Consider the following 24,228-nt stretch of genomic DNA (forward strand, 5'->3'; position numbering starts at 1 on the left):
CTACTTCGCGCGTCGGCCACCGAGCAGCGCCACCGCAAGGCCCGCGCCGAACAGCACCACGCCACCGGCGATGAACACCCACACGGGCACCCCGCCGGAGTCGCCGCCGTCGGCCTGGTCCTCGCCCGGGCGCGGGCCCGGGGTGCCGGTGCCCGCCTTGCTCAGCGTGAAGGTCCGGGTCCCGCTGACCGGGTGCCCGTCGGCCGAGGTGACCCGGAACGCGAGGGTGTACTCACCCACCGGCCCGAGCTCACCCAGCTCCACGCTGACGGTGTTGCCCTCGACGGTCGCCTTGCCCTTCGACCACAGCCTGCCGTCCGGGCCGACCACGGTCAGCGACGGAAAGCTCTCCTGCAGCTGCTCGTTGAAGGTGATGCTGGCGCGCGCCGGTCCGGTCTCGATGGTCGAGCCGTTCTCGGGCACGCTGCTCACCGCACCGGAGTGCGCGCTCGCGAAGCCCGCCACCGCGAACACCGAGGCGAACAGCCCGGCGAGCAGCACCGTGAGCACCCGCCCGGCGATCCGCCTGCGCGAGGAGCGGTTGATCTCGGCGACCACCTCGGGGCCGACCGGGTCGCGGCGCGGTTTCGTCGCGCGGGCGCAGTGATCGACGCGCATCACGACCGCCGTCCACGGAAGACCAGGCCCAGGCCCAGCGCGGCGGCGAACAGGCCAAGGGCCAGGCCGATGCCGCCCATCCAGCGGGCGACCGAGTCGGTGCCGGATTCGGCGGTGTCGCCCGAGGCGACCTGGTGGTCGTCGCCGTGCGCGCCGCCGGACGCGCCCAGGGTGAGCGAGGGCGCCGGGTGTTCGGGCTCGGCGCCGTCGGTGCTCGGCTGGTCCCAGGCGACGACCTTGCCGTCGCTGTAGGTCTGCTGGGCCGGGAAGTTCAGCGTGTCCTGGCTGGGCAGCGGGCCCAGCGAGAGCACGAACCGCTGGAACTGGCCGGGGCCGACACCCTTGTTGCCGGGATCGGCGGTCCACACGACCGCGACCGCCTCGCCCTTGTCGTTGCGCTCGATCTTCGCGGTCCAGCCCGCGAGCGGCTCGGTGCGCACGCTCTTGAGATTGGGCACGGCGACGCGCAGTCCGGTGGTGGCGGCGGTCTCGGATTCGGTGGGCACCTTGAAGGTGGCCACGGTGTACCCGCCCTGGGCCGCGCCGGGGGCGTCGACCGTCACGTGCGCGGCCGCGCTACCGCAGGCGGCCAGGACCAGACCGGCCGCGAGGGCCGCAGTGCCGGTACCACGGGTGATGAAGTTGTGCATGGAATTGCCTTCTGTCCGAAGAGATCTGAGGTGCGGAAATCAGGCGAACAGCGGCGGTGCGCGCGGGCTGCGCGAGCCTTTCGGACGGGCGCCGCGCCGGGCGGCGGGGGAGTCGAACCAGTGCGCGGGGCGCGGGCCGACGGGGGAGACCGGGACACCGAGCACGGCCCGAAGGGTGCTCGAGGCAACGAGATACAGCCGCTCGGCCGCGAGAATCAGTGCGGCGCAGGCGAAGGCGGCCAGCAGGTGCGCCGCGATCATCGGCGCGCTGGGCAGATGGAGCAGGTCGCCGTGATGGTCGAGGGTGGCGGATAACGCGAAGTGCCCGGCCAACTGGCCACCGATCAGTGCCGCGGCCGCGCGCGTCGCGGCAGGCGACCGGCCACATCCCGAACCGCCCGACCGCGCGAAAGTCCCGGCGCGAGAAGCGCTCGTGCCCGCCGGATACGCGGATGCCGTCGCACCCTCCGGTCGGCCACTCCCGGCGAAGATCCCGGCCCCCAGCGAAACCAGCAGCAGCAGCGCGATTTCCGCCGAGCGGGGGACGCCACCACCACCGATCCCGTGCGCGGCGACGGCCAGCGCGCCGACGAGGACGCCACAGCCACCACCGCGCAGGCGGGCGGACAGCTGTGGCGTGGTCACGACGGGGTCAGCGCACGCCGAGGCGGGCGAGCGCGTCGTTCTCGAGCACGGACAGTTCGGCCGAGATGGAGGCGTGCACGGCCTTGCGGCGCGGCGCTGGCATCTGCTCGGCGGTGTTCACCGCGACGTTCAGGTCGGTCAGCCGCGAGCGGGCCGCCTCGACGAACTTCTTGGTGTCGGCGTCGCCGGGGGCGTCGCTCACGATCTTGTCCAGCGCGGTCTCGGTGTTGGTGATGCGGGCCTGCAGGCGCGCGCCGTGCCCGCTGAACTCGCCGAGCTGGTCCAGCCCGATACCCAGCTGCTGGGCCTTGCGCGCGTCGAGCTGACCGCGCACCAGGGTCGCGCCCCGGTAGGCCAGCGGGGCCAGCACCGGGATGAGCACCCGCGCGACACCGATGTACTTGCGGATCTGGGCCGCGCTGAACAGTTCGCGGTCGGCCTTGGCGGCCACTTTCTGGGCGGCCTTCTCCTCGGCCTGCAGCGTGGCGATCTGCGCCTTGGCCACCTTGGCCTCGGTGCGGGCCTGCGCCTTGGCGGCCTTGCGCGTGGTGCGCTCGCCCGCCTTGGCCGCCTTGCGGTCGTTCTTGGCGGTCAGCTTGGCCTCCACGGCCGCCTTGTGCTTGAGCGCCTTCGCCTCCGCGCGCCGGCTGGGACGCCGCTTACGCTTGCTGAACAACCCCATGAGATCAGGCCCTCCGTCATGCTCGCCAAGTCATGAGGCAGCACCACCGCGCGGTGGGCTGCCGTACTTCGTAGCGTAGTGGGATCAGGGTAGCGATTGGGCATTGTGTCGGGGGGAGGGACCATACTGCTTGCGTGCGTGCAGCCGAGGACGACTTCGACGGCGGGCCGGTGCGATGCCCGGCCCCCGCTTCCGCTGCGCCCGATCGAGGTGCCGAGAGCGGGCCGGAGTCCCGGACCGCTTTCCTGGACGCGCGCTCGCTGATCGGGTGCAGGCACCGCCTGCACCTGGACGCGCTGCACCCCGGTGTGCTCACCGAGGTGCGCGAGGATCCGGGCGTGCAGCAGCGGCGCGAGGCCGCCGCCAGCCACCGGGCCAAGGTGCGCGACGAGCTGGTCGCCGCCGCCCCCACCGACTGGGTGGTGATCGACCCGCAGCTGCGCGCGGCCGAGCGGGTCGCCGCGACGATGGCCGCGATCGAGGCGGGCGCCCCCCGCATCTGGGGCGCACTGCTGCCCCAGGAGGCCGATACCGGCCGCCGCGGTGGGGTGGAGTTCCTGCTGCGCGACGAGGACCGCGGCGGCTATATCCCGATCATCGTGGTCAACCACAAGGTCACCGACCCGCGTCGCCCCGACCCGGCCGATTTCCATCCGCTCACCTCGGACCTGTTCCGCTGGGCCCCGCGCCGCGACAAACACGTGAAGCTGCGCCCGCAGCCCCGCGACCAGCAGCGCCTCGCGCATCTGTACCGGATGTTGCAGCGCTACGGCATGGCCAGCCCCGCCCTGGTCGGCGGCGCGATCGGCCTGGCCTTCGACCGCATCCTCGTGCACGACCTGACCACCGTGCTCGCCGACTACGACCAGCGCTACGCCGACCGCATCGCGGTGGTGCGCGGCGAACTGCCCACCCAGCCGTCGAAGGTGCCCGAGTGCAGGCAGTGCCCGTGGTGGGTGCGCGGTGCGGGGGGATCACCCAGCTGCGAGGGGCAGCTGGCGCTGATGCGGGACGTGAGCCTGGTCGCGCCGGGTTCACGGGCCGAGGTACTGCGCGGGCACGGCGTGCAGACCATCGATGAGCTGGCCGCCTGGGACGGCGACGACCCCGAGGACTGGCAGCACGGCCCGTTCGACGAGGCGGTGGTCACCGCGCGCGCCTGGATCGCGGGCGCGCCGCTGGTGCGCCGCTTCGAGCAGGTCAGTGTGCGCCGCGCCGACGTGGAGGTCGACGTCGATCTGGAGAGCTACCAGGAAGACGGCGCCTACCTGTGGGGCACCCTGCTCGACGGCGTCTACCGCCCCTTCCACACCTGGGTCCCGCTGCCCACCACCGACGAGGGCCGCTCCTTCGGCGAATTCTGGACGTGGCTGATGGATATCCGCGCCCAAGCCCACGCCGCGGGCAAAACCTTTGCCGCCTACTGCTATTCACGCACTGCCGAGGACAAGTGGCTCTACGAGTCGGCCCGCCGCTTCGCGGGCATGCCCGGCGTCCCCACCCACGAGCAGGTGCGCGCCTTCGTCGACTCGATCGAATGGGTCGACATGTTCCAGGCCGTCACCGAACAGTTCATCTGCCCCAACGGCAAGGGCCTGAAGAAGATCGCCCCGGTCGCGGGCTTCCACTGGCGCGACGCCGAGGCCAGCGGCGAGGCCTCGATGGGCTGGTACCGCCGCGCCGTCGGCTACGACGCCCCCAGCGACCTCTCCCAGCGCACCCGCCTGCTCGAATACAACGAAGACGACGTCCGCGCCACCCAGGTCCTACGCGACTGGATGACCCACCGCGCCGTTGACGAGGTTCCCGCACTCCCGGATTTCGGGCGCGGTGCGACCGGCGGGCCCGGAGGCGGTAGCGAAGCGTGACCACGGAGGGTCCTCGGGAGCACCGCCGATGAGCACGGTAATAAAATCGTCGGCGTGACTGAGCACGTCGAAACCCTCGAGTTCCAGGCCGAGACCCATCAGCTGCTGGAGCTGATGATCCACTCGGTCTACTCCAACAAAGACACGTTCCTGCGGGAGCTGATCTCGAATGCTTCCGACGCACTGGACAAGCTGAAGCTGGCCGCGTTCCAGGACAAGGACCTCGTCGCCGATACCGCCGATCTGCACATCGAGCTGGCGGTCGACACCGACAAGCGGGTCCTGACCGTGCGCGACAACGGCATCGGCATGTCCCGTGCCGAGGTGATCGATCTGATCGGCACCCTCGCCAAGTCGGGCACCGCCGAGCTGCGCCGCAAGCTCACCGAGGCCAAGTCCGATGCCGCCGCCGAGGAGCTGATCGGCCAGTTCGGCATCGGCTTCTACTCCACCTTCATGGTCGCCGACAAGGTCACCCTGACCACCCGCAAGGCGGGCGAGACCGAGGGCACCCGCTGGAGCGCCGCCGCCGGTAGCTCCACCTACGCGATCGACACCGTCGCCGACGCCCCGCAGGGCACCGCGGTGACCCTCGAGCTCAAGCCCGCCGACGAGGACGATCACCTCTTCGACTACACGCAGGAATGGAAGCTGCGCGAGATCGTCCGCAAGTACTCCGACTTCATCGCCTGGCCGATCCGCATGCAGGTCGAGCGCACGGTGATGGAAGGCGAGGGCGAGGACAAGGTCGAGAAGACCATCGTCGAGGACCAGACCCTCAACTCGCAGAAGGCGCTGTGGACGCGCCCGCGCTCCGAGGTCTCCGACGAGGAGTACAAGGAGTTCTACCACCACGTCTCGCACGCCTGGGATGAGCCGCTCGAGATCATCCCGATGAAGGCCGAGGGCACCTTCGAATATCAGGCGCTGCTGTTCATCCCGTCCACCGCACCGTTCGACCTGTTCACCCGCGAGCACAAGCGCGGCGTGCAGCTCTACGTGCGCCGGGTGTTCATCATGGACAACTGCGAAGAGCTGATGCCCGAATACCTGCGCTTCGTCAAGGGTGTGGTGGACGCGCAGGACCTCTCGCTCAATGTCTCGCGCGAGATCCTGCAGCAGGACCGTCAGATCCAGATGATCCGCAAGCGCCTGGTCAAGAAGGTGCTGTCCACGGTGAAGGACATGCAGGGCGCCGAGGACCAGACCAAGTACCAGACGTTCTGGTCGCAGTTCGGCCGGGTCCTCAAGGAGGGCCTGCTCTCCGACACCGACAACCGCGAAACCCTGCTCACCGTCTCGTCGTTCGCGTCCACCGCCTCGGAGTCCGAGCTCACCACGCTGAAGCAGTACGTGGAGCGGATGAAGGACGGCCAGGACGCCATCTACTACATGACTGGCGAAAGCCGTGCGCAGGTGGAGAACTCGCCGCACCTGGAGGCCTTCAAGGCCAAGGGGCTCGAGGTGCTGGTGCTCACCGATCCGGTCGACGAGATGTGGGTCGGCTCGGTGCCGGAGTTCGACGGCAAGAAGTTCCAGTCCATCGCCAAGGGCGAGGTCGACCTGGAGACCGAGGACGAGAAGAAGGAAACCGAGGCCCTGCGCGAGCAGCAGGACAAGGACTACGCCGACCTGCTCACCTGGCTCGGCAAGACCCTCGACGACGTCGCCAAGGAGGTGCGCCTGACCAACCGGCTCACCACCTCGCCCGCCTGCCTGGTCGGTGACGTCTTCGACTTCACCCCGATGCTCGAGCGCATGTACCGCGCCTCGGGCCAGGCGCTGCCGGAGTCCAAGCGCATCCTCGAGCTCAACCCGACCCACCCGCTGGTCACCGGCCTGCGCGATGCCTACGACGCGCGCAAGTCCGATGCCGACGAGGGCAAGGTCCCCGAGCTGGCCGAGACCGCCGAACTGCTCTACGGCACCGCGGTTCTCGCCGAGGGCGGCGAGCTCAAGGACCCGTCGCGTTTCGCCCAGCTGCTCACCGAGCGCCTGACCCGCACGGTCTGAGGACGCGTGGTGCCCGGTTCGCCGGGCACCACGCCCCGGTCACAGCCGCGCACCGTTCACCGGGAATTACCTCGCCACGCGGCGCGGCAGCCTGCACCATGAAGTCATGGCTGGGCACGAGATCCGGCGGGCTCGGCCCGGTGATTACGACGATCTGATCGCGGTGGTCGACAACTGGTGGGGGCGCACGGTCGTGCAGAACCTGCCCAGGATGTTCCTCGACCACTTCCACCGCACCAGCCTGGTCGCCGCCGACGCGGACGGGATCTCCGGTTTCCTGGTGGGTTTCGGCTCGCCCTCCCAACCCCGCACGGCCTACATCCATTTCGTCGCCGTGCGCCCCGACGCCCGCAAGGCCGGGCTCGGCCGCGCCCTCTACGACCGGTTCTTCGCCCTCGCCAGGGCCGACGGCCGCGAGGTGGTGCACGCGATCACCTCCCCGGCCAATTTCACCTCGATCGATTTCCACCGCAGCCTCGGCTTCACCGTCGTCGGCCCGGTGCCCGACTACAACGGTCCCGGCCGCGCGCTGATCACCTTCGCCCGGGCGATCTGACGCACCGCGCGCGAAAACGTAGGCTGGGCAACGATTGTCGGTGGCGTGTGAGAGGAACGAGCGCCTATGTCGGAGCAGACGCCGGTCGCGGTGGGACCGTGGGACCTGGTGGCCGAGGGCTACGCGCAGACGGCGAGCGCCGTGCTCGGGCCGTTCGCGGCGCACGCGCTGGAGTACGTCGGCCTCGGGTCCGACAGCGAGATCGTCGACGTGGCGGCGGGCTCCGGACTACTCAGCCTCGCCGCGGCCGCCCAGGGCGCGCGGGTCGAGGCGATCGACCTGTCCGCGCCGATGATCGACCAGCTCACCGCCGCAGCCGAACTCGCCGGGCACGGCACCATCACCGCGCGGGTGGGCGACGGCCAGGAACTGCCCTACGCCGACGCGAGTTTCGACGCGGGCTTCTCCCTGTTCGGCCTGATGTTCTTCGCCGACCGCCCACGCGGCTTCGCCGAATTGCGCCGGGTCCTGCGCCCCGGCGCGACCGCGGTGGTCACCGCCTGGGCACCGGCGGTGGACTCCTCGCTGATGCGCGCCCTGTTCGGCGCGCTCACCGCCGGTGACCCGAATACCTCGCTGCCCCGGCCGAATGCGCGTGGACTGGAGAACCCGGCCGTCTTCGAGGCCGAGATGCGCGCGGCGGGCTTCGACGCCGTCACCATCCGCCCGCACACCGTCGAGGTGTACTTCCCGGACGCGGAATCACTGTGGGACACCATGACCCGCAGCAGCGCCCCCCTCACCGCCCTCAGAGCGGAAGTGGGCGAGCAGGATTGGCAACGCCGCACCGAGGCCGCGATCGAGCACCTCACGGTCACCTACCGCCCCAACACCGCGCTGTTCGCCAACGCGCTGATCGGCGTGGGCACGGTCCCGACTGACTGAAAAGAACTGCCCGCCACCGGAAGTCCGATGGCGGGCAGTCTCGGGTGTGACCCTAGCGCGGGGCCATGCGCAGGGCGCCGTCCATGCGGATGGTCTCGCCGTTGAGGTAGTCGTGGGTGGTGATGTACTCCACCAGCTGGGCGTACTCGTCCGGACGGCCCAGGCGCGAGGGGAACGGCACGCCCGCCTCGAGGCCCTTGCGGTACTCCTCGGTGACACCGGCCAGCATCGGGGTGTCGATGATGCCGGGGGCGATGGTGTTCACGCGGATGCCGAACTGGGCCAGGTCACGCGCGGCCGGAACGGTCATGCCGTGCACGCCACCCTTGGAGGCCGAGTAGGCGATCTGGCCGATCTGGCCCTCGAACGCGGCCACCGACGCGGTGTTGATCACCACGCCGCGCTGGCCGTACTCGTCGACCGCCTCGGTCTTGGCGATGGCGTCGGCGGCCAGGCGCATGACGTTGAACGTGCCGAGCAGGTTCACGGTGATGACGGTGCGGAACAGCTCCAGATCGTGTGGGCCGTTCTTGGACAGGATGCGCCCGGCCCAGCCGACACCGGCACAGTTGACCACGATGCGCAGCGGCGCCGGGCCCTCGGTGATCGTGGCGATCGCGGCGGCGACCTCGTCGTTGCTGGTGACGTCGGCGGCGATCAGGGTGACACCGGCGGGGACGTTGTCGCCTGCGCGCTCGATGGACGCCGGAACGTCCAGGCCGAAGACGGTGGCGCCAGCGTCGGCCAGACGCTTGGCGGTGGCGGCGCCGAGGCCGGACGCGCCTCCGGTGACGATGGCGGCGGAACCCGAAATCTCCACAGTGATCCCTTTCTGAAACATTGGCGGCTCGAGCAGTGTGCCAATTAGCAAACTGCCAACAATGGCACCCTAGCCGGTTCCGGGCGTGGTGCCTATCACGTCCGCCGACTACCCGGTACGAGCTGCTGAATTACCGGTGAACAGGCGTGTTTTCCGGTGGTAACGTGCCGTCATGAGTTGGTTCTCTGGGCCGTCGGTGGCCGGGCGCAGGGTGCTGATCACCGGCGCGGCGCGCGGGATCGGCGCGGCGCTGGCGGTGCGGCTGGCCGCGCAGGGGGCGCGGGTGGCGCTGCTGGGCCTCGAGCCCGAACTGCTGGCCGAGGTGGCCGCCGAATGCGGCAACGCGCCGTGGCGCTACTGCGATGTGGCCGACCGCGCCCAAGTGGAGCGGGTGGTCGAGGCGCTGGTCGCCGAGCTGGGCGGGCTGGACGTGCTGGTCGCCAATGCCGGGATCGCCAAACAGATGGCCATGATCGGCGGCGACCCCTCGGTGCTCGAGGAGACGCTGGCGGTCAATGTGCTCGGCGCCGCCTATGTGGTGCAGGCGGCGGGCACGCATATCGCGCGCCCCGGCGGGTATGTGCTGATGATGTCGTCGATCTCCACGGCGGTCCAGTTGCCGCTGGCCGGGGCCTACAGTGCCTCGGCGGCCGCGATCGAGGCGCTCGGCATCACCCTGCGCGGTGAGCTCCGCTCGACCGGCGCCCGGGTGGGGATCGCCTACTTCGCCGAGATCGACACCGATATGACCCGCCGCGGTTTCGGGACCGCCGCCGCGCACACCGTGCTCGCCGAGATCAGCCTGACCGGCATCTCGCCGATCGCCCCGGCCGTCGACGCGCTCGCACGCGCGATCGCCCGGCGCCGCAAGGCCGTGGTGTCCCCCTGGTGGGTGGCGCTGGTGCTGCCGGTGCGACCCTTGGCGCAGCTGGTGGTGCAGCGGCTGCTCGGCAACAAGGTCGCGCGCGCGGTGGAGATCGCCCGCACCGAGGACGTCCCCTTCACCACCACCCAGCCTGCCCGCCCCCGCAGAATGGAACGACGATGAGCGATCCGGCACCGACGGTGCGCCCGCTGCCGCGCGGGCGTCATCACCTCTCGCGCGAGCAGGTGGTGGCCTCCCAGCGCGAACGCATCCTGGTCGCGATGGGGGAGGCGATGACCGAGGGCGGCTATGTCGGCACACCGGTCGCGGCGGTGCTCAAGCGGGCCGGGGTCTCCCGCGAGACCTTCTACGAGCTGTTCCGCTCCAAGGAGGACTGCTTCTCCGCCGCGTTCGACCGGGCGTCGGGCCTGCTGGCCGCCAAGTTGCAGGCGGTGATCGCCGACCACGCCGACGCCGACGCGCCGACCAGGATGGATCGCATCCTCACCGCCTATTTCGACCACATGATCGACGACCCGGCCGCGGCCCGCCTGTTCCTGGTGGAGGTCTACGCGGTGGGCCCGGCCGCGATCGAGGCGCGGATGGCCCTGCAGCAGCGTTTCGTCGAGGTGGTGGCGAGCATGCTCGGCGCGCAGAGCGACGAGCAGCGGTTCGCCTGCGCGACCCTGGCCGCCGCGATCGGCGCCCTGGTCACCGGCAAGATCGCTGCCGACGAGCTGGACAGCCTGCACGGCCTCAAAGACCAGCTCCTCGACCTGGCCCGCCGCTCCGGCACGCTCTACGGCAACGCCTTCGCGGGCTGATCGACCTCGATCTCGACGGTCCGGCGGGTGAGCTTCCAGGCACCCAGACCGGCGCCGGTCAGCGCGGGCACCAGCGCCGCCACCGCGATACTCCCCCAGCCGCCCAGGCCGGGCGCGAACGCGTCCAGCGTCGTCTTGGCGGCGAAGAACAGGAACAGCAGGCCGGAGGCGATGGCGATGCCGCGTTCGGGCAGGTGCTTGCCCGCGAGCTTGCCGACCAGGATGGCCAGCGCGCCCGCGGCGACCATGCCAGCCACCGAGCCGATCCAGACCGCCAGCCAGCTGTTGTTGGAGGCCAGCGCGGCGGCGGCGAACATGGTGCGGTCGCCGAGTTCGGCGAGCATGAAGGCCGAGATCACCACCAGGAAGGCATTGCGGGTGCTCGGGGCGGGCGTCTCGTCGGCCTCGTCGGCGCCGCTCAGCGCGTCGCGCAGGGTCCACAGGCCGACGGCGAGCAGGGTGAGCGCGGTGACCACGGCGATGGCGTTCGCGGGCAGCGCGGTGCCGAGGAAATGGCCGACACCTGCGGCGATGAGATTGACCGCGACACTGGCGACGCTGATCCCCGCCAGCACCACCCACCAGCGATAACGCAGCGCGAAGGTCAGCGCCATCAGCTGCGATTTGTCGCCGAGTTCGGCGAGGAACAGCACGCCGAAGCTCAATGCGATGGTGGCGATCATCCTGAACTCCAGACGGCGACTATGGCTGGCGGTCGGCCCTCAACCGCACCGAACTACGGCCGGTGCGGCCGAAGGGTCTCGTCCACCGCTGGTGTAGCAGCCGGACCACGCAAAGTGGTATGCCGACTGTGCGATTGCGGGCTTCTCCCGGGATCATCCCCGCGTGTGCGGGGAAGCGGCTACGGCGACCTCTCAACCATAGGCCGATTGCTGTCGATATGCCAAGTTCGGGTAACTCAAATCTCAATGGGCGCAATAAGTTTGGGTGTCCAGCGGGGATAGTTCGGATACCCTGATTTCGGCGTCACACAGAACCGTTGCCAGGCATTCGCCAACCCGGCGTGAGCGAAGGTCTCAGGCCGCCAGCAACATTGCCAGCACGGCGGTGTCGGGATCACTGATCAGATCCATCCCGACCCGGCTCACCAGCGAGGTGACGGTGCCGTCGAGCTCGGCCTCGGCCCAGGCCGCCCGATGCTCGAGACCCAGATGCGGCACGCCGGGCAGCAGCACGCAGCCCGAGGCCGCGCCCGCGCACTCGGGCAGCGAGGGGCGCGTCTCCGACGGGGGATGCAGCATGAGCAGAGCGGGCGGCACATGCGCGGCGAAGCGGCCCGGCTCGAGCGCCGCGTCACCGAGTACCGGCCCCTCGGCCAGCACCAGCCCGACCGTGCCGGGCTCGGGGTCGTCGGGTAGTTCCTCGCGGACCCCGAATACGGTGGTGGTGAGCAGCAGGCCGGGCATCGAGGCCACCCGCACGGCGAGCACCAGCACCTGGGCCCACTCCTTGGTGGTGTCGGGCCACCGGCCCGAGACCACGAATCCACACAGCTGACCGCGCGCCTGGAACGGCGTGATCCCGATCGGACCCTGCGTCGTCATGTTGGCCTCCCGATGTCCGGGGGCTGCACTGCCCTGTACACCAGGAATAGCCCGAAAACCATCTGGCACACAAGTACCAATGAGTGCTAATCGGGCATAAACGACAAGGGGCCTGTGCGCGGCGATTCCGCGCACAGGCCCCTCGAACGAGGCTCTTACCCGAAGATCAGGCCCTTGCCCTGCGACACCGCGCGGGCGAAGCGGTCCTGCACGTCGGCCCAGTTGACGACGTTCCAGAACGCGGTCACGTAGTCGGCCTTGACGTTCTTGTACTGCAGGTAGAAGGCGTGCTCCCACATGTCGACCTGCAGCAGCGGGATGATGCCGATCGGCACGTTGGCCTGCTGGTCGTACAGCTGGAAGGTCAGCAGGTTCTGGCCCAGGGTGTCGTAACCCAGGACGGCCCAGCCGGAGCCCTGCAGGCCGTTGGCGGCCGCGGTGAACTGCGCGCGGAACTTGTCGAACGAACCGAACTGGTCGTCGATCGCGGCGGCCAGCTCGCCCTCGGGCTTGTCGCCACCGTTGGGGGAGAGGTTCTTCCACCAGATGGAGTGGTTGGTGTGGCCACCGAGGTGGAACGCCAGGTTCTTCTCGTTGAGGAAGATGGCGGCGTGGTCACCCGACTCGCGGGCGGCTTCCAGCTTCTCCAGTGCGGCGTTGGCGCCCGCGACGTAGGCGGCGTGGTGCTTGGAGTGGTGGATCTCGTTGATCTGCCCCGAGATGTGGGGCTCCAGTGCGCTGTAGTCGTAATCCAGATCCGGCAGCGTGTACTCGGCCACGTTGTCCCTTTCCTGTGTCGGGCTGTGTGCGCCCATCCGTTCGAGCACACCAACCATCATTCGTACACCCGCACGGTGCAACTGACTACAGCCGCCTCCGCATTCCGCTTGTACTCACCGAGAGGAAAATCCGGTGGTGCGCCGCCCGAAACTCAGAGCGGAGGTGCCACGTCGGCCTTCGACGCGCGAGTGTCACCGGAATCGTGGGCGGCCCACCACCGGCGCCCACCCGCGATGAACTCCGCCATCGGGATCTCCTGGCCCGCCAGGTCGGTGACGGTGATCCGGTCGAACCAGACGCGTACATCGAGTTCGCGCGGGTCGATGCCCTCCTCCTGGGAGAACTCGATGACGTGCGCGGCGATGCGCTGGTCGAGGACGGTGTCGAAGCTGAGCAGCTCGCTCCACAGCGTCCAGCCGCTGTCGTCGAGGTCGATGAACTCCCAGCCGTGCAGCCCACCGCCGCCGAAGCTTTCGATGGCGTCGTCGAGCTGGTCGAGGGTCAGCGGCAGGACGCGGGCGTCGATGTCGTCCCAGCGCTGGATGCGCAGGGAGGCGGCGACCCGGGTGACGCCGGTGAAGGTGAGCAGGACTTTGGTGTCGGTGGGCGCGGGTCCGTCCGCGGGTAGCGTCAGCACCTCCAAGGCGAGTTGCAGCCGTCCGGCCGCGGCGTCCACTTCTACCCCGAGACAGGTGGATTCGGACAAAGCGGTATTCAGGCCGTTGATGTCGAAACTGTCGAGTAGCCCCCTGCTCGTGTTCATGCGCTCAGGCTACCGATCCGGCCGCCCAGATCCCAGGATTTAGGATTTTCTCTAGGGATGTCGTTTTTTATGGAACCGAAACCGGTCGGCTCGCGTCCAAGTAGATGTCGGGACCGGTGAACCTCGGAAATCCCGACGTCAGCGGCGAACGACCGCTCCGGGATGACATGGAGGGGAGTCCCGGATCGGTCGTTCCCGCTAGTCTTCCCCGGCCGCGACGGCCGTTGATAGCCCGATCCTCACGAATGTGTGCTGACCGATAGCTGAGACCTGTGGATCAAGTTGTGGATTCTGTGGATAACCGGGAACGATCCACCGACCACGCACTGTCGCGCCCGGGGCCGGGCCCGACATGGCAGGATCGAGGCGTGACGAGCTCCGATGTCCCGACGGTGCCGGTGGGTGCGGTACCCGCCGCGTTCGACGACGCCGAACCGGTCCCCGGCGCCCAGCTGCTCGACGTGCGCGAACCCGACGAATGGGCCCTCGGGCACGCGCCCGGCGCGATCCATATCCCGATGGTCGACGTGCCCGCCCGGCTCGACGAGATCGATATCGACGCCCAGCTGTACGTGGTGTGCAGGCAGGGGGGCCGCTCGATCGAGGTCGTGCGTTATCTGGCCCATATCGGGTACGAGGCAGTCAACGTCGCGGGCGGCATGGTGGCCTGGCAGCAGACCGGCCGCCCGGTGATCGCCGACGGCGAGCACGAAGCCAAGATCTACTAGTCCGGAACGGGGTGCGCGGGTGAGTTCGGTGGTGCAACCATGTGCACGCTGTGGCGCGCGGTGGGCCGTGCAGGGCGCGCCGATGCACTGGTGCCCGCGCTGCCGGGGCGTGCTGCTGTCGCCTGGCAAGGTCGACGCCCCCGCCGCGCAGCGCAACTATCGCTGGGTCGCCCGCAGGCCCGACCACCGCACCCGTCGGGCCGCCGCGTCGAGCGCTCCCGCTCCGCTCGGCCCCACCCCGCACTACACCGAGACCCCGCGCTGGGGCCTGCTCGACGCCCCGCCCCCGGCCGCCGCGGTCCCCGCGCGGCCGCTGCGCGGGCTCGCCGCCCGCCGCGACCGGCTGCTCGTGGCGTGTATGACGGCCTTCCTGCTGGCCGGGCTCGCCGAATACGGCCGCTACCTGATCCTGCTGCGCAACCGCACCCGGCTCATCCCCGAGTGGCTGCTCTGGCTGTCCGACTCGACGGTGTGGGTCTTCGGCACGCTGGCCCCGATCGTCGCGCTGGTGACCGCGTTGTCGCTGGTGGCGTGGCTGATCGAGGCCCGGCGCGCCGCCTTCGCCGCCGACGGCAGGCGCGATCCGCGCAGGCGCTGGACCTTGATCGCGGGGTGTGTGATCCCCGGCGTGAACCTGGTCTGGCCGGGGGTGTTCCTCACCGAACTGCTCGGCACCGATCCCGATCCGCGGGCGTTGCGCGCGGTGCGGATCTGGTGGGCGGGCTGGGTGGTCAGCGGGCTGGTGCTGGTCGTCGCGACGCTGTGGCGCGACGCGGGCACCCTGCAGGCCGAAGCCGACGGCGTCTCGTTCACGGGGTTCAGCAATCTGTGCGCGGCCGGGTTCGCGGTGCTCACGCTGTGGACCGTGCGCCTGCTCGAAGGCCGTGACCTGCGGGGCGCGGCGCGTGCGCCGCATCGCTGGGTGCGGGCCGCCGATCCGGCGCAGGTCGTCATCGCCCCGGTCCAGCCGGGCGTGCCTGCCCGGTCCGAAGCGGTCGAACGCGCGGATTCCGCCGATTCCGGCGAGAACGCGCTGGAGGAGGTTGTGGCCAAGTGAGCCAGGGCAATCGCGCGCCCTTCGTGGTCGCGCACCGCGGCGCGTCCGGGACGCGCCCCGAGCACACCCTCGCCGCCTACGAGCTGGCGTTGCAGGAGGGGGCCGACGGCGTCGAATGCGATGTCCGGCTGACCCGCGACGGGCACCTGGTCTGCGTGCACGACCGCACCGTCGACCGCACCTCCGACGCCACCGGCCTGATCAGCGAACTGACCCTGGCCGAACTCCGGGACATGAACTTCGGCACCGCCGAGCAGCCGCAGGGCGTGCTGGCGCTGGCCGACCTGATCGGCCTGGTGCTGGACTGGCGCAGCAGGCCGACCAAGCTGTTCATCGAGACCAAGCACCCCGTGCGCTACGGCGCCCTGGTGGAGAACAAGGTGCTCGCCGAACTCCAGCGCTTCGGCATCGCCACCCCCGCCTCGGCCGACCACTCGCGCGCGGTGGTGATGTCCTTCGCCGCCACCGCGGTCTGGCGCATCCGCCGCGCCGCGCCGCTGCTGCCGACCGTGCTGCTCGGCGAGTCCTCGCGCTTCCTCGGCGGCGGCGCCGCGACCACGGTCGGCGCGACCGCGGTCGGCCCGTCGGTGAAAACCCTGCGTGAGCACCCGGAACTGGTCGACAAGGCCGCCGCCGCGGGCCGCGCCACCTACTGCTGGACCGTCGACGACCCCGAGGACGTGCAACTGTGCGCCGACCTGGGCGTCAGCTGGATCGCCACCAACCATCCGGCGAGAACGAAGGCCCTGCTTGTTTGAGCGCTGGCGCGCTCGAGGTCGCGGCCCCTGGGGGGCCGCCGGTCAGGCACCGTTTCTTGCTCCTTCGTCGCCTACGAAACGGCGCCTGACCGGCGACCCGGCCGCGACCGGCCGACTTCGTCGGCCGCCGCTCCTCGGGGTCGCGGGTGCGGGGTTGGGAGGGTGTGCGCTGGTGCGTTGCTCCTCGTGGTTTCGGGGTGCGGGGTGGGGAATTTGCGTGGGGGAGTGATGGCCGACATAGCGGCCGACCTAGACTTCCCACGTGGGTAAAAGCAAGCGGAACAGTCCGAAGCCCGACAGTAATCGGGCTCAGCGTCTCGCCGAGCGGCGTGCGGCGCAGGAGCAGGCATCTGCGGCCGTGACGCGGCCGTTCGAGGGGCTTGCTGCCGAATGTGATCTGGTGGCGCTGCGGGAGTTCGTGCCCTCGGCGACCGCGACCTTGAAGCTGGCGCCCGGTGTCGCCGCCCAGCGCGAGGTCACCCTGGCGACGGTGCTGCCCGGTGCGGTGGCCGCGCTGGTGCGTGCCGCGGACGAGCCGGTCGGCTTCGTCGGCACGCAGATGCAGTACCAGGGTGGTGACGCGTCGGCCGATATCGCCGCGGCCATCCTGTGGACCCAGTCGGCCGAGCCGGGCGAGTCGCTGACGGCGGCGGAATCGGTCGAGGGCGGGCCGCGCCTGGCCGATGTCATCGACCCGGGCGCCGATCTCGAGCTCACCGTGCACCAGGACTTCGACTGGTGGGTGCCGGAAGGCGTCACCCCTGACCCGCAGGTCGCGGCCACCATCGAGCAGGCCAAGCAGGCGATCATGCCCTCGGCGCGGCTGGATCTGGGTGCCGACGGCATCGGCGCGGCCTGGTGGGTCGACGCGGGCGACAAGGCGCACGTGCGCTGGGTGCGTCCCGAGGACGAGGATGCCCTCATGCTCGCGCTGGCCCGCGTGCACGCCACCGGTGGCCTGCACATGGGCGAGGGTTCGCGTTTCGCGGGCTCGTTCCGCACGCACGGCCTGCTGGTGCCGGTCTTCGACCTCGATCCCGAGCGTCACCCCACCGAGTGGGAGGCGCCCGCGCGCGAATTCGGCGCCCGGCTGGCCGAGGCCCTGGCCTCGAAAGCGGAGATGACCAGCGCGGAACGTCGTTCGCGCGATGGTCTGCGTTCGCGCCAGGTCACCCTGCGCTGAAATGACCCGACGGATCAGGCTCGCACGGCGCGAGCCTGATCCGCGGTTTCCGAGCTAGACGCTGCCGCCCGCGACGGCCGGCGCGCCCGAGGCTTCCTTCGGGGTGCTGAGCTCGCGCCACATGAACGCCTCCAGGTCGAACAGGTTCGACCCGGCGCGATCGGCGATATTGAGCAGCGTGGTCATGTGCGCGACCTCTTCGACCTGTTCCTTCAGGAACCACTGCATGAACTGCTCGCCGAGGTAGTCGCCCTCTTCGCGCGCGGTGCTGGCCAGGCGGACGATCTGGTCGGTGACCGTCTTCTCCTGGGCCAGCGCGAGCTCGATCGGCTCGCGGGCGTTCTCGAAGCTCGATTTGGCCGCGTCGATGCCCGCGATATCGACCGCGATGTCGCGGTCGACGAAATACTGCACGATCATCATCGCGTGATTGCGCTCTTCGACGGACTGGGCGTAGAACCGCTTGGCCAGCTGCGGCAGGTCGTTGTTGTCGAACCACACAGCAATCGCGATGTACTGGTGTTCGGCGTTGAACTCATGCCGGATCTGATCTTGAAGCAGGCCGTGGAATTTACTGCGGGGGGGTTCCGGATGAATCGACATGGCCGCAACATTAGCCCTGGTCAGAGGGCTTGTCATCCAAGTGCATCCTTATTGAGGACAGTATTCCCTAACCAAGTATTTCCTAACGAAGCGTTCCCTAAGCGGTGCCCGCCATGCGCGGTGCGGTGTTGTCCACGGGCACCGCGCCGGTGAGTTCGCGGCGGATGAATTCCTCGACATCGAACAAATTGTCCTGCCGGTCCAGCACCGTCAGCAGGGTGTCCATTTCGGCGACATCGTCGATCTGTTCGCGTAGGAACCACTGCATGAATTGTTCGCCGAGGAAATCACTCGACTCGCGCGCGGCCGCTACCAGGGCGCTGATCTGCGCTGTCGTGGTCCGCTCGCGGTCGAGCAGGAAGGCGATGGCCGCGCGCGGGGAGTCGAATTCCGAGCGGATCTCGTCGAGCCCGCCGATGCTCACCCCCGCCTCGCGGTCGAGCAGATACTGCACCATCCGCATGGCGTGGCCGCGATTCTCCGCGGATCTGGCGTAGGTCTGCGCGGCCAGTTCGGGCAGGCGCTGCGCGTCGAAGTAGACGGCGGCCGCCAGATACTGCTGTGCGGTGGTCAGTCCGTGCCGGACCTGGTCACGCAACATGTCGGGAAACACTCGGTCCTCGCCCATCCTTCGACGTTACCGCGTCAGCAGGTCCTCCGGAATCGGCCGATCGTCGGCGATGGCCTGGAAGAAGTCGGGGGCCTTGGCCTTGTCCCAGAGCAGCACATTGCCCACATCGGTGTCGTCGAAGCCGCCGATCGGGACGCTGGTGGTCACCGTGTCGCCGCGCATCGCCCAGCCCAGCGAGGCCAGGTTCCAGATGTGGTCGCCGTCGTCGACCTTCAGCGAGCCCGCCACGCCGGTGGCCATCGGCCACAGCGAGAACGGATTGGCCAGGGTGCCCATGCTGGTGGCCTTCTGCAGCAGCGCCGAGAGGAAGATGCGCTGGTGGTTCATCCGGTCCACGTCGGCGCGCGGGGTGGCGCGGGTGCGCACGAAACCGAGCGCCTGCGGACCGGTCAGCTGCTGACAGCCCGCGGGCAGGTCGAGCCCGGCCAGCGGGTCGACGATCGGTTCGTCGAGGCACACGTCGATCCCGCCGAGCGCGTCGACCACGTGCGCGAAGCCGCCGAAGCCGATCTGGGCGTAGTGGTCGATCCGGATGCCGGTGGCCTGCTCCACGGTCTGTACCAGCAGTTCGGGGCCGCCGAGCGCGAAGGAGGCGTTGAGCTTGTCCTTGCCGTAGCCCGGAATGCTGACGTAGGAATCGCGCGGCAGGCTCACCATGGTCGTTGGGCCGGAACCGGGGATGTGCACCAGCATGATCGTGTCGGTGCGCTCGGTGCCGTCGATATCGCCGCCGGTGGCGAGCTCGGCTTCCTGTTCCGGGGTCAGGTCGCCGCGGCTGTCGGAGCCGACCAGCAGCCAGTTGGTGCCGGGGGTGTTGCCGACGCGGTCGCTGTAGGAGGTGAGCGCGGTGATGCGGGTCAGCGAGTTGTCCAGGTGCACGATCCCCGCGACGAGCCCGACCACGAACAGCACCACCAGCACCGTGAACCATCGCAGCGGATGACGCCTGCGCCTGCGTCGCGGCGGCTGCGCCTGCCCGCCCCCGTGGACCGGCGGGGGTGTGCGGCGCGGCGGCAGCGAGTCGTGATGCGGGACCGGGCGCTGCGTCGGGGCGTGCCGCACCGGCTCGCGCCGCGGCGGCGGCTGGGCGTGCGGCTGCTTGGTCTTGATGTGCTCGCGCGGCATCTGCGAGTAGGCCAGCGGCTGGTCGCCCCGGCCGTCGCGGTGCATGACCTGGGTCGGCTCGACGTGCGAGGCCGGTTGCCTGCGGTCCGGGGGCGGGGTGTGGCGGACGGTCTGGCCGTCGGCGGGCGGTGGGACCGGTCGTCGGCCGGGACCGCCCGGTGGTGGTGTGCGGCGTGCGGCTATGGGGTCGCCGGGGTGGTGGCGAGCGTCGTCGGATGGCCGGTGCGGTGGGCTCTGGCGGACGGTCTGGCCGTCGGGCGGCGGGACCGGACGTCGACCGGGGCCGGGTGGCGTGCGGCGCGCGGCCATGGGGTCGCCGGGGTGGCGCGCGTCGTCCGGCGGGGGTCGGCGCTGGTCGGCGGGGGGTCGGCCGTAGCCGGGCGGGGTGCGGCGTGGGGCCGGACCGGCGGCGGACGGCGGCAGCGGGGGCTGGCCGGGGCGGCCCTGAGGTGGCGGCACCCGGCGCCGGTGTGGATCGTCGCCGTTCATCACCGTGGAACTCTACTGATCGTCGGGAGCGCGGGGCGGTCGCGAGCGCTCGGTCTCTACTGGATACCTCGCGGGGCCCATGGTGTTAGCGCGAAACGCCGTGGTGTGGCCGACTCGCCGCGACACGCCGATCAGGGCAGCCACGACACGCGTCCACGCAGCACGTTGTAGCCGAGATAGGCGACCGCGTCGATGAGCGCGTGGGCCAGGATCAGCGGCCACAATCTGTTGGTTTTCTGCCAGTAGCGGCCGAAGATGATCCCCATCACGATATTGCCGAGGCCACCGCCCAGGCCCTGGTACAGGTGATAGCTGCCACGCAGCAGCGCCGAGGTGAGCAGCGCGGCATTGTCCGACCAGCCGAGTTTGCGCAGCCGGGTCAGCAGATAGGCCACCACCAGCACTTCCTCGGCCACCGCGTTCGCGCAGGCCGAGGCGATCAGCACCGGCAGCCGCCACCAGTGTTCGGACAGCGAACTGGGCACGATGGTGACGCTGAATCCCAGTGCGTGCGCGAGCAGATACAGTGCAAGGCCGGGCAGGCCGATCAGCGCGGCCAGGCCGATCCCGGGCAGTACATCCGCGCGGCCGATACGGGCCAGACCGATGAGCCGGGGCCCGATGCCGCTGCGCCACAGCAGGTACAGGCCGAGGGCGGCCCAGGCCAGCAGCCTGGTCACGCCGACGAGCTGGAAGAGCAGGTCGAGCAGGGAGTTGTCGGAGCGGGAGGCGTTGAGCGCCACCGTCCGTCCGCCGATGCCACCCGGTGACAGCGCGGAGTCGAGCAGGGACAGGGCCGCGCTGATCCCGCTGAGGCCGAACGTCACCAGCAGCACGATGACGATCTCGCACTGGATCTCGCGGCGGCTGAGCTCGCGGGTCTGCGGCTGCGGGGTCTCCGCTCCGGCGTTCAGGCGCCTGCTCCTTCGCTGTCGTCGTCACCCGTCGGGGCGACCGGCTCCAGCGCAGTCTAGGCAGCCCGGGATCAGATGCGGCGCAGGCCGTTCAGGAACGGGCAGCCGGCCAGGATGCGCACGGCCTTGCTCAGCGATTCCACGTCGTCGGCGGGCGTGGCGAAGGGCAGGCGCACGTCGTGGTCGGCGTCGGGGCCCTCCACGCGCAGGGTCAGGCCGTAGCGGTCGATGGCCAGCGGGTGCACCATGCCGCCGCGCAGCCGGGTGGGCAGGTGCCGCGAGAGCTGGGCGACGACATCGGCGTGGTCCTCGGCCATGTGCTGCAGCCAGGCGCTTTCCATCTGGCAGAACGGGTCCGGCGAGGCGGCGCGCAGGTCGGCGTGGTCGACCGATTCGGCGCCGGAGGTGTCGGCCAGCACCGCCGAGTTCACCACCACCCGCAGCAGCGTGGTGGTGTGGCCGACGTCGAGCAGGCCCGGATGCGGGTATTCCTTGGCGATCTCCACCGCGAGCGCGCGCTGGGCCTGCGTGGGCACCTGCCGCACCCAGCCGCGCAGCCAGACCAGCGCGCGCACCGGCTCGCGCAGCGGCAGCGGGGCGTGGTCGGTGAGTTCGAGGACGGCGGAGGTCTCGTTGGCCGTGGCCGCCAGGGCCGCCGCGATCGAGTCGGCGGGCACGGCGATCACCGCGTCACCACAGCGCCGCAGGTGATGCAGCGTGGTGGGGACCGGATCGATGCCGGGCAGCGCGAGCACCGAGGTCTCCGCGTGCGAGCACGCGCTGCGCACCCGCTCCGCGGTGGTCGGCGCGACGATCGTGGTGGGGCTCGACATGACAACCTCCGCGAACTGACGATTAGGTAACCCTAAGCTAAGTTACGAAGCCGTTCCGCGCAAGAGGACGCCCCCGGTGAACTTTCCCGAAAACCCGGTCTACGGTGAGCGGATGACGCACGACGACCACGAACCCGTCCTGGTCACCCTCTCCACCCCGGCCCGTCGCAGCCTGGTCGCTGGCCTGCTCCGCCCCGCAGGCAGCACCCCCGACACCGTCGACGCCGACATCCCCGACGCCGAACTGGCCGCCTTCCTGGCCGGTATCGCCCACGCCGACCGCGGCTTCGTCGCCCGCACCACCAGCGGCCCCCGCGCCCTAGCCGTCGTCGCGGGCACCGTCGCCGCCCTCTGCGGCGAAGACATCCCCACCGCCCTCACCACCCCCGACCTCACCTTCCTGAGGGGCCTCAAACCCCCGGCCATCGAAGCCACCCGCACCGTCCTGCTCGGCATCGAAACCCCCGCCGAGCCGGAAGTAGCGGCCGCCCTCGCCGTCCTGGACCCTTAGCTCGCAACCGGTCCCGCGGCGAATACGCGTGACGCCACCAAACACCCAGCGCACCTAGCTCGCAACCACCTCCCGCGACGGCACCCCCCACCTGACGCCACCAACGCCACCCCCGAAACCCAACCCCCACGGTTTTCGGCAGCCTCGCATCCGAGGGGCGAGACGTAACGGCGAAGCCGGAGTATCGCCCCTCGGATGTGAGGCCCAAGGGGCCGAAAACCACGCGGCGCCAGCCGCCAATCAACACAGCTAAAATGGCGCCCGTGCCACGTATTGGGTATTTCGGACCATCCGGAACGTTTACCGAGATGGCCTTGGTGAAGTTCGAGGACTCGGGGGCCTTCGACGGGCCCGTCGAGCGGATCGCCGCGCCCAGTCAGGGGGCCGCGCTGGATCTGATCCGCTCCGGTGACGTCGCCGCCGCCGTGGTGCCCATCGAGAGCTCGGTCGAGGGCTCGATCCCCGCCACGCTGGACTCGCTGGCCATCGGCCCGCGTCTGCAGATCGTCGCCGAGACCGAGCTGGAAGTGAGCTTCACGATTCTGGCCCGTCCGGGGCACACCCTGGACCAGGTGCGGTCGCTGGCCGCCTACCCGGTGGCCGGTGCGCAGGTCAGGGAGTGGGTGGCCCGTCATCTGCCCGACGCGCAGCCCTATATCTCCGCCTCCAACGCGGCCGCCGCCGAGGACGTGGCCGCGGGCAAGGCCGACGCGGCCGTGTCGACCGCGCTGGCGGGGGAGCGGCTGGGGCTGGTCGCGCTCGCCGAGGGCGTGGCCGACCACGAGCAGGCCATCACCCGCTTCGTCCTGGTGACCCGCCCCGGCGTCGCACCGCAGGCCACCGGCGCCGACCGCACCTCCATCGTGCTCGAACTGCCCAACGAGCCGGGCTCGCTCATGCGCGCGTTCGCCGAATTCGCCACCCGCGGTGTCGATCTCACCCGCATCGAATCCCGGCCCACCCGCACCGGCATGGGCACCTATCGCTTCTACCTCGATTGCGTCGGCCACCTCGACGACCCGGCCGTCGCGGAAACGCTCAAAGCCCTGCATCGCACGGCCCGCGTGCGCTTCCTGGGTTCCTGGCCCGCCACCGCGGCCGTCGGCACACCGCCCCCGTCGGACGAACCCGCCGCGGAATGGTTGACGCAGTTGCGAAAGGGGGTCGCCGACCTATGACCGCACAGCCCATCCAGCCCACCCGCGCGAAGCTGATCCTGGTGCGTCACGGCGAGACCGAGGGCAATGTGGCCCGCGTCCTCGACACCCGCGTGCCCGGCCTGCCGCTCACCGAACGTGGTGTGGCCCAGGCGAAGGCGTTCGGATCGGGTCTGCTGCGCCCGCCGCAGGTGCTGGTGTCCTCGGAGGCGCTGCGCGCCCGCCAGACCGCAGGCTATATCGAGGCCGCGACCGGCACCCTCTCCCATGTGCTCGACGGACTCTTCGAAGTCCAGGTCGGCGATCTGCACGGCCGCTCCGACCCCGAAGCGCACGAGCTGTTCCAGCGGATCTACCGCGGCTGGCACCTCGGCGAGCTCGACGCCCGCGCCCCCGGCGGCGAATCCGGGCAGGAGGTGCTCGACCGGATCCTGCCGGTGCTCGGTGGCCTGCGCGAGGAATTCCTCACCGGCGACGACGCGGGCGACGTGATGGTGGTGAACCACGGTGCCGCCATGCGCCTGGTCGGCAAGGCGCTGGCCGGGGTGGCGCCGCCGTTCACAACGAACAACCACCTCGACAACACCGAGACCATCGAACTGCTCCCCACCGAGGACGGCGGCTGGGAATGCCTGCGCTGGGGCAGGTTCACGCCACCGTTCACGGTGAAGGCCGAGCCCACCGCCGACGACCCGATGGGCTGAT

The 24,228-nt window shown here is 70.2% G+C and carries 27 protein-coding genes; 13 read left to right on the top strand and 14 right to left on the bottom strand.

Annotated elements, in window-relative coordinates:
• Genes WA675_RS13855 through WA675_RS13870 form a run of 4 tightly spaced genes read right to left on the bottom strand, consistent with a single transcriptional unit; the run spans position 1 to position 2,595 of the window.
• Positions 1-618, bottom strand: a complete 618-nt coding sequence (locus WA675_RS13855; protein WP_336084679.1) for a copper resistance CopC family protein — start codon at positions 616-618, stop codon at positions 1-3.
• A complete protein-coding gene (locus tag WA675_RS13860; protein ID WP_336084680.1) occupies positions 618-1,268 on the bottom strand; it encodes a YcnI family copper-binding membrane protein in 651 nt (216 codons plus the stop codon). The genes WA675_RS13855 and WA675_RS13860 overlap by 1 nt, the downstream gene beginning before the upstream one ends.
• A 39-nt stretch (positions 1,269-1,307) precedes the next feature.
• Entirely contained in the window at positions 1,308-1,913 is a 606-nt protein-coding gene (locus WA675_RS13865; RefSeq protein ID WP_336084682.1) for a hypothetical protein, read from the bottom strand.
• Positions 1,914-1,920: 7 nt separating this feature from the next.
• A complete protein-coding gene (locus WA675_RS13870; RefSeq protein WP_336084683.1) occupies positions 1,921-2,595 on the bottom strand; it encodes a DUF6474 family protein in 675 nt (224 codons plus the stop codon).
• Positions 2,596-2,840: 245 nt separating this feature from the next.
• Here WA675_RS13870 and WA675_RS13875 point away from each other — a divergent pair, with 245 nt between their 5' ends.
• From WA675_RS13875 to WA675_RS13890, 4 genes are all read left to right on the top strand, one after another.
• Positions 2,841-4,463 carry a TM0106 family RecB-like putative nuclease gene (locus WA675_RS13875; protein WP_336084952.1) on the top strand — a complete coding sequence of 541 codons (1,623 nt, stop codon included), beginning with the start codon at positions 2,841-2,843 and terminating at the stop codon, positions 4,461-4,463.
• A 54-nt stretch (positions 4,464-4,517) separates the two neighbouring features.
• On the top strand, positions 4,518-6,476 hold the full coding sequence (htpG, locus tag WA675_RS13880) for a molecular chaperone HtpG (protein ID WP_336084684.1): 1,959 nt from the start codon (positions 4,518-4,520) through the stop codon (positions 6,474-6,476).
• 106 nt (positions 6,477-6,582) lie between these two features.
• Positions 6,583-7,032 carry a GNAT family N-acetyltransferase gene (locus WA675_RS13885; RefSeq protein ID WP_336084685.1) on the top strand — a complete coding sequence of 150 codons (450 nt, stop codon included), beginning with the start codon at positions 6,583-6,585 and terminating at the stop codon, positions 7,030-7,032.
• Positions 7,033-7,098: 66 nt separating this feature from the next.
• Positions 7,099-7,917 carry a class I SAM-dependent methyltransferase gene (locus WA675_RS13890; RefSeq protein ID WP_336084686.1) on the top strand — a complete coding sequence of 273 codons (819 nt, stop codon included), beginning with the start codon at positions 7,099-7,101 and terminating at the stop codon, positions 7,915-7,917.
• A gap of 52 nt (positions 7,918-7,969) precedes the next feature.
• On the opposite strand, the gene WA675_RS13895 is transcribed toward WA675_RS13890, so the two are convergent.
• Positions 7,970-8,737 (bottom strand): SDR family NAD(P)-dependent oxidoreductase, encoded by a 768-nt coding sequence (locus tag WA675_RS13895; RefSeq protein ID WP_336084687.1) that lies wholly within the window; start codon positions 8,735-8,737, stop codon positions 7,970-7,972.
• Positions 8,738-8,909: 172 nt separating this feature from the next.
• Between WA675_RS13895 and WA675_RS13900 the strand changes: the two genes are divergently transcribed.
• Together WA675_RS13900 and WA675_RS13905 are read left to right on the top strand one after the other, a co-directional pair.
• Entirely contained in the window at positions 8,910-9,785 is an 876-nt protein-coding gene (locus tag WA675_RS13900; RefSeq protein WP_336084688.1) for an SDR family NAD(P)-dependent oxidoreductase, read from the top strand.
• On the top strand, positions 9,782-10,426 hold the full coding sequence (locus tag WA675_RS13905; protein ID WP_336084689.1) for a TetR/AcrR family transcriptional regulator: 645 nt from the start codon (positions 9,782-9,784) through the stop codon (positions 10,424-10,426). The genes WA675_RS13900 and WA675_RS13905 overlap by 4 nt, the downstream gene beginning before the upstream one ends.
• Here the strand turns inward: WA675_RS13905 and WA675_RS13910 are convergent.
• The 4 genes from WA675_RS13910 to WA675_RS13925 form a co-directional block, all read right to left on the bottom strand.
• Complete coding sequence (locus tag WA675_RS13910) at positions 10,402-11,109, bottom strand: TMEM165/GDT1 family protein (protein ID WP_336084690.1); 708 nt, start codon at positions 11,107-11,109, stop codon at positions 10,402-10,404. The two genes, WA675_RS13905 and WA675_RS13910, sit on opposite strands and share 25 nt — an antisense overlap.
• A gap of 354 nt (positions 11,110-11,463) precedes the next feature.
• Positions 11,464-11,991, bottom strand: coding sequence for a peptidase (locus tag WA675_RS13915; RefSeq protein ID WP_336084692.1), 528 nt, complete (start codon positions 11,989-11,991; stop codon positions 11,464-11,466).
• A gap of 155 nt (positions 11,992-12,146) precedes the next feature.
• Positions 12,147-12,770, bottom strand: coding sequence for a superoxide dismutase (locus WA675_RS13920; protein WP_336084694.1), 624 nt, complete (start codon positions 12,768-12,770; stop codon positions 12,147-12,149).
• 152 nt (positions 12,771-12,922) lie between these two features.
• The gene (locus tag WA675_RS13925; protein ID WP_336084696.1) at positions 12,923-13,534 is read right to left on the bottom strand and encodes a hypothetical protein; all 612 of its coding nucleotides are present in this window, start codon (positions 13,532-13,534) and stop codon (positions 12,923-12,925) included.
• 368 nt (positions 13,535-13,902) lie between these two features.
• Here WA675_RS13925 and WA675_RS13930 point away from each other — a divergent pair, with 368 nt between their 5' ends.
• The 4 genes from WA675_RS13930 (at position 13,903) to WA675_RS13945 (ending at position 17,260) form a co-directional block, all read left to right on the top strand.
• Positions 13,903-14,262 (top strand): rhodanese-like domain-containing protein, encoded by a 360-nt coding sequence (locus WA675_RS13930; protein WP_336084697.1) that lies wholly within the window; start codon positions 13,903-13,905, stop codon positions 14,260-14,262.
• A 67-nt stretch (positions 14,263-14,329) separates the two neighbouring features.
• The gene (locus tag WA675_RS13935) at positions 14,330-15,319 is read left to right on the top strand and encodes a DUF4328 domain-containing protein (RefSeq protein ID WP_336084698.1); all 990 of its coding nucleotides are present in this window, start codon (positions 14,330-14,332) and stop codon (positions 15,317-15,319) included.
• Positions 15,316-16,077 (top strand): glycerophosphodiester phosphodiesterase, encoded by a 762-nt coding sequence (locus WA675_RS13940; protein WP_336084700.1) that lies wholly within the window; start codon positions 15,316-15,318, stop codon positions 16,075-16,077. The genes WA675_RS13935 and WA675_RS13940 overlap by 4 nt, the downstream gene beginning before the upstream one ends.
• A 262-nt stretch (positions 16,078-16,339) precedes the next feature.
• Positions 16,340-17,260, top strand: coding sequence for a DUF5926 family protein (locus tag WA675_RS13945; RefSeq protein WP_336084701.1), 921 nt, complete (start codon positions 16,340-16,342; stop codon positions 17,258-17,260).
• Positions 17,261-17,314: 54 nt separating this feature from the next.
• Here the strand turns inward: WA675_RS13945 and WA675_RS13950 are convergent, their stop codons facing one another.
• The 5 genes from WA675_RS13950 to WA675_RS13970 all read right to left on the bottom strand — a co-directional run bounded on the left by WA675_RS13950 (position 17,315) and on the right by WA675_RS13970 (position 21,855).
• On the bottom strand, positions 17,315-17,863 hold the full coding sequence (locus WA675_RS13950) for a ferritin (RefSeq protein ID WP_336084702.1): 549 nt from the start codon (positions 17,861-17,863) through the stop codon (positions 17,315-17,317).
• 97 nt (positions 17,864-17,960) lie between these two features.
• Positions 17,961-18,491, bottom strand: a complete 531-nt coding sequence (locus WA675_RS13955) for a ferritin (RefSeq protein ID WP_336084703.1) — start codon at positions 18,489-18,491, stop codon at positions 17,961-17,963.
• A gap of 9 nt (positions 18,492-18,500) precedes the next feature.
• Positions 18,501-20,108 carry an LCP family protein gene (locus WA675_RS13960; RefSeq protein WP_336084704.1) on the bottom strand — a complete coding sequence of 536 codons (1,608 nt, stop codon included), beginning with the start codon at positions 20,106-20,108 and terminating at the stop codon, positions 18,501-18,503.
• A 131-nt stretch (positions 20,109-20,239) separates the two neighbouring features.
• Positions 20,240-21,022, bottom strand: a complete 783-nt coding sequence (locus tag WA675_RS13965; RefSeq protein ID WP_336084954.1) for a CPBP family intramembrane glutamic endopeptidase — start codon at positions 21,020-21,022, stop codon at positions 20,240-20,242.
• Between the two features lie 71 nt (positions 21,023-21,093).
• Positions 21,094-21,855, bottom strand: a complete 762-nt coding sequence (locus WA675_RS13970) for a DUF2470 domain-containing protein (protein WP_336084706.1) — start codon at positions 21,853-21,855, stop codon at positions 21,094-21,096.
• Between the two features lie 76 nt (positions 21,856-21,931).
• Here WA675_RS13970 and WA675_RS13975 point away from each other — a divergent pair, with 76 nt between their 5' ends.
• From WA675_RS13975 to WA675_RS13985, 3 genes are all read left to right on the top strand, one after another.
• Complete coding sequence (locus tag WA675_RS13975) at positions 21,932-22,366, top strand: hypothetical protein (protein ID WP_336084707.1); 435 nt, start codon at positions 21,932-21,934, stop codon at positions 22,364-22,366.
• A gap of 263 nt (positions 22,367-22,629) precedes the next feature.
• Positions 22,630-23,544 carry a prephenate dehydratase gene (pheA, locus tag WA675_RS13980; protein ID WP_336084708.1) on the top strand — a complete coding sequence of 305 codons (915 nt, stop codon included), beginning with the start codon at positions 22,630-22,632 and terminating at the stop codon, positions 23,542-23,544.
• The gene (locus WA675_RS13985; RefSeq protein ID WP_336084709.1) at positions 23,541-24,227 is read left to right on the top strand and encodes a histidine phosphatase family protein; all 687 of its coding nucleotides are present in this window, start codon (positions 23,541-23,543) and stop codon (positions 24,225-24,227) included. The genes pheA and WA675_RS13985 overlap by 4 nt, the downstream gene beginning before the upstream one ends.
• Position 24,228 lies beyond the last annotated feature (1 nt).

This window comes from Nocardia sp. SSK8, assembly GCF_037034205.1.
Taxonomy (GTDB): domain Bacteria; phylum Actinomycetota; class Actinomycetes; order Mycobacteriales; family Mycobacteriaceae; genus Nocardia.

Excerpts from the sequence above, each read along its gene's own strand:
- WA675_RS13855 (WP_336084679.1), bottom strand. The coding sequence starts at position 618 with ATGCGCGTCGATCACTGCGCCCGCGCGACGAAACCGCGCCGCGACCCG.
- WA675_RS13860 (WP_336084680.1), bottom strand. The coding sequence starts at position 1,268 with ATGCACAACTTCATCACCCGTGGTACCGGCACTGCGGCCCTCGCGGCC.
- WA675_RS13870 (WP_336084683.1), bottom strand. The coding sequence starts at position 2,595 with ATGGGGTTGTTCAGCAAGCGTAAGCGGCGTCCCAGCCGGCGCGCGGAG.
- WA675_RS13885 (WP_336084685.1), top strand. The coding sequence starts at position 6,583 with ATGGCTGGGCACGAGATCCGGCGGGCTCGGCCCGGTGATTACGACGAT.
- WA675_RS13890 (WP_336084686.1), top strand. The coding sequence starts at position 7,099 with ATGTCGGAGCAGACGCCGGTCGCGGTGGGACCGTGGGACCTGGTGGCC.
- WA675_RS13900 (WP_336084688.1), top strand. The coding sequence starts at position 8,910 with ATGAGTTGGTTCTCTGGGCCGTCGGTGGCCGGGCGCAGGGTGCTGATC.
- WA675_RS13905 (WP_336084689.1), top strand. The coding sequence starts at position 9,782 with ATGAGCGATCCGGCACCGACGGTGCGCCCGCTGCCGCGCGGGCGTCAT.
- WA675_RS13910 (WP_336084690.1), bottom strand. The coding sequence starts at position 11,109 with ATGATCGCCACCATCGCATTGAGCTTCGGCGTGCTGTTCCTCGCCGAA.
- WA675_RS13915 (WP_336084692.1), bottom strand. The coding sequence starts at position 11,991 with ATGACGACGCAGGGTCCGATCGGGATCACGCCGTTCCAGGCGCGCGGT.
- WA675_RS13925 (WP_336084696.1), bottom strand. The coding sequence starts at position 13,534 with ATGAACACGAGCAGGGGGCTACTCGACAGTTTCGACATCAACGGCCTG.
- WA675_RS13950 (WP_336084702.1), bottom strand. The coding sequence starts at position 17,863 with ATGTCGATTCATCCGGAACCCCCCCGCAGTAAATTCCACGGCCTGCTT.
- WA675_RS13955 (WP_336084703.1), bottom strand. The coding sequence starts at position 18,491 with ATGGGCGAGGACCGAGTGTTTCCCGACATGTTGCGTGACCAGGTCCGG.
- WA675_RS13960 (WP_336084704.1), bottom strand. The coding sequence starts at position 20,108 with ATGAACGGCGACGATCCACACCGGCGCCGGGTGCCGCCACCTCAGGGC.
- WA675_RS13970 (WP_336084706.1), bottom strand. The coding sequence starts at position 21,855 with ATGTCGAGCCCCACCACGATCGTCGCGCCGACCACCGCGGAGCGGGTG.
- WA675_RS13985 (WP_336084709.1), top strand. The coding sequence starts at position 23,541 with ATGACCGCACAGCCCATCCAGCCCACCCGCGCGAAGCTGATCCTGGTG.